A 6,814-nucleotide genomic window follows, 5' to 3' on the forward strand; every position below is an offset into this window, starting at 1 on the left:
TATAAAAGAAAATTAAACAGATAATTATGAATAATTATACTATTAATAAGGAATTTATGAAATAGAAAAAAGGAAAAAAGAAAGGTGTGCTTTCTTTTTTCCTTTTAATGACAAGATTATTTATTGTCTGCTAAAGCAGCAAATGCTCTACCTACAGCTTCAATTGTATATTCAATATCTTCTTTTGTATGTTCTGTCGTTAAGAACCATGCCTCGTATTTAGAAGGTGCTAAGTTCACTCCTTCTTGAAGCATAAGCTTGAAGAATTTACCGAACATTTCACCGTCTGTATCTTGTGCTGCATCGTAATCTTCAATTGTAATTGTTGTGAAGTATACAGTTAAAGCACCTTTTAGTCGGTTTAATGTAATATCGATATTATGTTTTGCAGCTTGCTCCAAAATTCCTTTTTCAAGCATCGCACCAAGTGTATCTAATTTCTCGTAAAGACCTTCTTGTTGAAGGACTTCTAGACAAGCGATACCTGATGCCATAGAAGCAGGATTTCCTGCCATTGTACCAGCTTGATATGCAGGTCCAAGAGGAGCGACTTGTTCCATAATTTCTTTCTTACCACCATATGCACCGATTGGAAGTCCACCGCCAATAACTTTACCAAGCGCTGTTAAGTCTGGTGTTACGCCAAGTAAGTCTTGAGCACCACCGTACATGAAGCGGAAAGCAGTAATAACTTCATCATAAATTACTAGTGCACCAGCTTCGTGTACAAGTTCATTCACTTTTTCAAGGAAGCCAGGTTTTGGTTCTACAATACCGAAGTTTCCAACAATTGGTTCTACAAGAATAGCTGCTACTTCATGTCCCCATTTATCTAATGCTTCTTTTAAAGTTTCTACATTATTAAATGGAACGGTAATAACTTCTTGAGCGATACTTTGTGGTACACCGGCTGAATCAGGAGTTCCTAGTGTAGAAGGGCCAGATCCAGCTGCAACAAGTACTAAATCAGAATGACCGTGGTAACAACCAGCAAATTTCATAATTTTTGTGCGTCCTGTGTAAGCACGAGCGACACGAATTGTTGTCATTACTGCTTCAGTACCAGAGTTTACGAAGCGGACTTTATCTAATGCAGGCATTGCTTCTTTTAACATTTTTGCAAATTTTACTTCTAGTGCTGTTGGTGTGCCGTAAAGTACACCATTTTCAGCAGCTGTTGTAATTGCTTTTGTGATATGCGGGTGAGCATGTCCAGTAATAATAGGACCGTATGCTGCTAAATAATCGATATATTTATTTCCGTCTACATCCCAGAAATAAGCACCTTTTCCGCGTTCCATAGCAACAGGAGCGCCGCCGCCAACTGCTTTGAAAGAACGAGAAGGGCTATTAACGCCGCCAACGATATGTTCTAAAGCTTCTTTATGTAATGCTTCTGACTTTGTGAATTTCACTACAATTCATCTCCTTACAAAAATCTATGTATTATTCTAACATGTTTTTCGAAAAGACGTATTGTTTGTGATAGCGAAGGCAGTTGGGTAAACTATTCGTTGTGACATTTAGGAAGGGGGTCCGATTATGAAATCGGTAATTGAGGTACAAGGGTTACGTAAAGAATTTACAGCCTATTCAAGTCGTCCGGGATTAAAGGGTGCATTTCGCGATTTATTAAATCGTAATTATAAAATAGTACCAGCAGTAAATGATGTATCTTTTACTGTAAAACAAGGTGAAATGGTTGGGTATATTGGTGAGAACGGTGCTGGTAAATCAACAACAATTAAAATGCTTACGGGGATTTTGACTCCGACATCAGGAGACATTTTAGTAAATGGGATGAACCCACATAAGCAGAGAGAAGAATTTGTAAGAACAATTGGTGTTGTTTTCGGTCAACGCTCACAGCTTTGGTGGGATATTGCTGTACAAGAATCATTTCGTTTATTAAAAAAAGTGTACGGTGTGTCAGACGCTCAGTATAAAGAGCATATGGAGCACGTGATTGAAACGTTAGATATTGGTCCTTTATTAGATAAGCCAGTGCGAAAGTTATCTCTTGGTCAAAGAATGCGTTGTGAATTAGCGGCAGCATTAATTCATAATCCGCCGTTATTATTTTTAGATGAGCCAACAATTGGGCTAGATGTACTTGTGAAATTGAAAATACGTGAATTTTTAAAAGAAATGAATGAACGTTATAAAACAACAATTTTATTAACAACCCATGATATTACGGATATTGAAGCTTTATGTGAGCGCGTTATCATGCTGGATGAAGGAAATATTATGTATGACGGTTCTTTAAATAATCTTCGTACGCAGTGGGGAGCAGAGAAGGAAATACATTTTCAATTTATTGCACCAGTTTCCTATCAGGCTTTATCAATGGTTATGCCAGATAGTCATGTCGTTTGGTCGAAAGCGAAAGAGGAAAACGCGTGGGTTGCAAAAATACCGAATGAAGAAGTTATCATTTCAATGCTTATTTCTAAAGTAGTACAAGCCTTTCAAATTAAAGATTTAAAAATTAACGAAGTGTCTACAGAGGAAATCATTCGTAACATTTATGAAGAAGGTATTAAACATGGGTAAGTACATTGAAATGATTCGGATTCGCTTTTTAATGATGCTTGCGTATCGTACAAACTATTATAGCGGGATTTTAATTTATACAATTAATATCGGTGCGTATTATTTTTTATGGCAAGCAATTTATAGTGGAAAAGAGAATATTGAAAGTTTATCTATTTCGCAAATGACTACGTATATCGCAATTGCGTGGATGGCACGTGCTTTTTATTTTAATAATATAGACAGGGAAATTGCGATGGAGATTCAAGAAGGACGTGTAGCGGTAGAAATGATTCGTCCATATAACTATTTAGGAATGAAAGTGATGCAAGGTCTTGGTGAAGGAATATTTCGTTTTGCCTTCTTTTCAATCCCAGGTATGGTTATCGTTACCTTATTATTTTCATTGCAAATTACAACGAATTTTCAAACGTGGTTATATTTCTTCTTATCTTTAATATTTAGTTTTATTATTAATACACAAATTAATTTAATGACGGGAATGCTCACGTTCTTCCTATTTAATAATAGTGGAATTATGTATGCAAAACGTGTTGTTATTGATTTATTTTCAGGTCTATTATTACCAATTAGTTTTTATCCGTTATGGGCCCAAAAGGCAATGGTATTTTTACCGTTTCAGGCCATTAGTTATATTCCGAGTATGATTTTTTCAGAAGGTATACAAGGAAGTAAATTGTATGAGGCATTATTATTCCAAGTAATTTGGGCAATTGTACTTATTATTCCAATTGTACTCATGTGGAGAACGGCGAGAAAACGTCTAATTGTACAAGGGGGATGATGAGATGATATATATAAACCTATTTTTGCAATATGCAAGCCAATATATAAAAACAAAATTGGAGTATCGGGGCGATTTTATCGTTGGATTACTTTCTGATTTATCACTACAGGCTGTTAATTTAATTTTTATTCTCGTTGTGTTTGGACATACACAAGCATTAAAAGGCTGGAGTAGAGAAGAAGTAATCTTTATTTATGGTTTCTTTTTAGTGCCGTTTGCCATTTTCTCAGCTTTCTTTAACATATGGGACTTTAATGATCGTTACATTATTAAAGGAGAAATGGATCGTATATTAACAAGACCAATTCATAGTTTGTTTCAAATTATATTAGAAAGAATGGAGCTTGAATCTTTAATTGGAGCGATTACAGGAATAATTGTAATGGGCTACGCAGCGGTGGAGTTGCAATTATCTTTTTACTGGTACGATTTCTTCTTATTCTTACTGATGGTAGGAGGGGGAGCTCTTGTATACGGAGGGATATTTGTTACGCTTGCAAGTCTTGGTTTTTGGTCGGATGCGAAAAGTTCAATTATGCCGCTAATGTATAACATAGGTAACTATGGTCGCTATCCTGTTAACATTTATAACCGTGTGATTCGTTTCATTTTAACGTTTGTTTTACCATTTGCGTTTGTCGGAGTGTATCCAGCAGCATACTTTTTAAGAAAAACAGAGTGGAATAGCTATGCATTTGCAACACCATTCGTTGGTGTTATCTGTTTTACAATTGCAATCACTCTTTGGAATCAAGGGGTAAAAAGGTACCGTGGTGCTGGGAATTAATTATAGAAGCCTGTTTGTTTATAAGGGATAAATCCAATGGCCGCCTCATACATATAAAATGAGGTGGAGGACATGTTATGGGGATTTATTCTATTAATTGCAGCAATAGCTATTTTGAGAAGTGTCCAATTGTTATGGAGCTCATATTCAGATTCTAGACGTTTCTTTTCGCTGTATAATTTAGCCTCCTTATTTCTAATTTATACAACGGTATTAATTGCGTTTGGATTAAGTTATGTTGTATTAGAAGAAATGGGTTTTGCGGTTTTGAAAGAAGATGGAGAAAGCTTGCATGCCCAATCTTTTCAACTTGTAGAAATTTGTTTATATTTTAGCGCAGTTACTTTGTTGTCCGTTGGATACGGTGATATAGCTCCGATTGGAATAGGGAGATGGATTGCGATTGCAGAAGCGCTAATTGGATATACATTACCGTTTGCTTTTGTAATGAGGTCTGTAATAGACAATGAAAAATAAGATAGCATTTGATATAGTAAAAGAAAAGAATAGGAGTGATAACAATGATCACAGTAGGAGAAATGGCTCCAGAATTTACATTAGAGGGAAGTAACGGGGAACAAGTTCGCTTAGCTGATTTTCGTGGTAAAAACGTAGTTCTATATTTTTATCCGAAAGATATGACTCCAGGGTGTACTACTGAAGCATGTGATTTTCGAGATGCATATGGATTATTTCAAGAGAAAGATACAGTTATTCTTGGTGTAAGTCCTGATTCAGCGAACAGACATCTGAAATTTATTGAGAAGCATGAACTTCCATTTGTACTTTTAGTAGATGAAGATCATAAGGTAGCGGAATTGTACGATGTTTGGAAATTGAAAAAGAACTTTGGAAAAGAGTATATGGGAATCGAGCGTTCTACATTCCTTATTAATAAAGATGGTGAGCTTGTAAAAGAATGGCGTAAAGTGAAAGTGAAGGGACATATTGAAGATGTTCTTTCTTATATAAAGTAAATCCATTGGGGAGATAAAATATATAGAAGTAAGGCGAGTGTCTATACATATTTTATCGTCTCACATAAAGTGAAGTGTAGGGCATACCTCCTCAGATGATAGTATTCCAAGTGCGATTATGTCGCACTTTTTTTCTATGTAAATGTATAAAAAATAGGGAAAGATACATAAGAATAAGGCTATATACAAAAATAAACCACATACTTATAGTAGAAATATTGACGATTTATAAGAAAAGGAGTACACTCTTTATAAGAATTATAAAATAATAATCCGTATAGAATCGGGGTGCATGACGGTGGTCAAAGAAGAATTAAAAGAAGCGCTAGAAATGCTGAAAAATACGGGTGTACGCATTACTCCACAGCGTCATGCTATTTTAGAGTACCTTGTGGAATCTATGACGCACCCAACAGCGGATGACATTTATAAAGCATTAGAAGGTAAGTTTCCAAATATGAGTGTTGCAACTGTTTATAATAACTTACGTGTATTTAAAGAGGTTGGACTTGTAAAGGAATTAACTTATGGAGACGCTTCAAGTAGATTTGATTATGTTACAAGTCAACATTACCATGTGATTTGCGAAAAATGTGGTAAGATTGTTGATTTTCCTTATGGAGGTTTGGAACAGCTTGAAGAGGAAGCTGCGAAAACGACAGGCTTCGTTATCAATAGTCATCGCTTAGAAATTTATGGCGTTTGTCCAGAGTGTCATAAGGCGTAATATATAATAAAGAAAGAGGCTGACGGCTTTACGTCAGCCTCTTTCTTTATTATATATGGGAATTACGTTAGGTTTAGGAGAATTAAAAATGTTCAGTGGAGAACCTAATTTAATTAAGGGTAAACATGAAAAGATGATTTCTTGGTTAAGAAATCATCTTTTCATGTTTAGTTTTGTAAGGTTACATTGTAGACATATATACCTATGATTTATAGCTTTTCTTATTATATTTCTCATCAAATTCTTTTCCTTCTAAACTTCGATCCATTGTTAAAGGTTGGTTGCAATGCATACATGCGTCGACACGACCGAGCATTTTTGTAGGTTTATCGCAGCTTGGACAAATAATTTGTACAGTTTTAGTAGATAACATACCAATCCAAAAGTAAACGACAGTACTAGCGATTACAGCTAAGAAGCCAACCATCATAAATGTTGTCATAATAATAATGTTTTCACGGAAAAAGACTCCTAAGTATGCAATGAAGAGGCCGATAAATACTAAACTTAATGCAAAGGTCCGGATTTTATTAATTTTGTTTGAATACTTAATGCTCATTCTCACCACTCTCCTATAACAATAATAATAACATAAAATTTAGAATTTTCATTCGTTAAGGAACGTGATAAAGTGATAAGATATGAAATGTGGATTAGGGTAAGGAATGAAGAGAGACTATACGGATTTTTTGAAACGTGTTTTTAAAGTTTTAACGGGATGTGAAATTTTTTTGTGAAAAGTATTGACCCTGTATGTACTGCATGATATATTAATAACCGTCGCTGATGCGGAAACGCAGAAAACGACAAAAAAGAAATTGAAAAACTTAGTTGACATCGAAAAACGAAGATGTTAACATAAGGAAGTCGCAAATGAGCGACCAAGTAGTTCTTTGAAAACTGAACGAAACAAACAACGTGAAACGTCAATTTTTATTTTTAGATGCTAGACAAACTAACTTTATTGGAGAGTTTGATCC

The 6,814-nt window shown here is 35.1% G+C and carries 8 protein-coding genes; 6 read left to right on the forward strand and 2 right to left on the reverse strand.

What is annotated here, in order from left to right; genetic code table 11:
* Positions 1 to 116: 116 nt before the first annotated feature.
* Entirely contained in the window at positions 117 to 1,415 is a 1,299-nt protein-coding gene (gene hemL, locus FS742_RS24325; protein ID WP_144615647.1) for a glutamate-1-semialdehyde-2,1-aminomutase, read from the reverse strand.
* Between the two features lie 127 nt (positions 1,416 to 1,542).
* Here hemL and FS742_RS24330 point away from each other — a divergent pair, with 127 nt between their 5' ends.
* The 6 genes from FS742_RS24330 (at position 1,543) to perR (ending at position 5,834) form a co-directional block, all read left to right on the forward strand.
* Complete coding sequence (locus FS742_RS24330; RefSeq protein ID WP_144615649.1) at positions 1,543 to 2,556, forward strand: ABC transporter ATP-binding protein; 1,014 nt, start codon at positions 1,543 to 1,545, stop codon at positions 2,554 to 2,556.
* Positions 2,549 to 3,340 carry an ABC transporter permease gene (locus tag FS742_RS24335; RefSeq protein ID WP_144615651.1) on the forward strand — a complete coding sequence of 264 codons (792 nt, stop codon included), beginning with the start codon at positions 2,549 to 2,551 and terminating at the stop codon, positions 3,338 to 3,340. Before FS742_RS24330 ends, FS742_RS24335 begins: the two co-directional genes overlap by 8 nt.
* Before the next feature lie 4 nt (positions 3,341 to 3,344).
* Positions 3,345 to 4,130 (forward strand): ABC transporter permease, encoded by a 786-nt coding sequence (locus FS742_RS24340; protein WP_061676757.1) that lies wholly within the window; start codon positions 3,345 to 3,347, stop codon positions 4,128 to 4,130.
* Between the two features lie 72 nt (positions 4,131 to 4,202).
* On the forward strand, positions 4,203 to 4,607 hold the full coding sequence (locus FS742_RS24345) for a potassium channel family protein (RefSeq protein WP_000964347.1): 405 nt from the start codon (positions 4,203 to 4,205) through the stop codon (positions 4,605 to 4,607).
* A gap of 44 nt (positions 4,608 to 4,651) precedes the next feature.
* On the forward strand, positions 4,652 to 5,107 hold the full coding sequence (gene bcp, locus FS742_RS24350) for a thioredoxin-dependent thiol peroxidase (RefSeq protein WP_000633720.1): 456 nt from the start codon (positions 4,652 to 4,654) through the stop codon (positions 5,105 to 5,107).
* A 298-nt stretch (positions 5,108 to 5,405) separates the two neighbouring features.
* Positions 5,406 to 5,834, forward strand: a complete 429-nt coding sequence (gene perR, locus FS742_RS24355; RefSeq protein WP_000237831.1) for a peroxide-responsive transcriptional repressor PerR — start codon at positions 5,406 to 5,408, stop codon at positions 5,832 to 5,834.
* Positions 5,835 to 6,036: 202 nt separating this feature from the next.
* On the opposite strand, the gene FS742_RS24360 is transcribed toward perR, so the two are convergent.
* Positions 6,037 to 6,393, reverse strand: a complete 357-nt coding sequence (locus FS742_RS24360) for a YgzB family protein (RefSeq protein WP_144615653.1) — start codon at positions 6,391 to 6,393, stop codon at positions 6,037 to 6,039.
* Positions 6,394 to 6,814: the final 421 nt, after the last annotated feature.

Origin of the sequence: Bacillus cereus (assembly GCF_007678085.1) — a bacterium.
GTDB lineage: Bacteria > Bacillota > Bacilli > Bacillales > Bacillaceae_G > Bacillus_A > Bacillus_A cereus_BE.

Bases quoted from the DNA above. Each gene is read 5' to 3' on its own strand.
- FS742_RS24330 (WP_144615649.1), top strand. From the start codon at position 1,543: ATGAAATCGGTAATTGAGGTACAAGGGTTACGTAAAGAATTTACAGCC.
- FS742_RS24345 (WP_000964347.1), top strand. From the start codon at position 4,203: ATGTTATGGGGATTTATTCTATTAATTGCAGCAATAGCTATTTTGAGA.
- bcp (WP_000633720.1), top strand. From the start codon at position 4,652: ATGATCACAGTAGGAGAAATGGCTCCAGAATTTACATTAGAGGGAAGT.
- FS742_RS24335 (WP_144615651.1), top strand. From the start codon at position 2,549: ATGGGTAAGTACATTGAAATGATTCGGATTCGCTTTTTAATGATGCTT.
- FS742_RS24340 (WP_061676757.1), top strand. From the start codon at position 3,345: ATGATATATATAAACCTATTTTTGCAATATGCAAGCCAATATATAAAA.
- FS742_RS24360 (WP_144615653.1), bottom strand. From the start codon at position 6,393: ATGAGCATTAAGTATTCAAACAAAATTAATAAAATCCGGACCTTTGCA.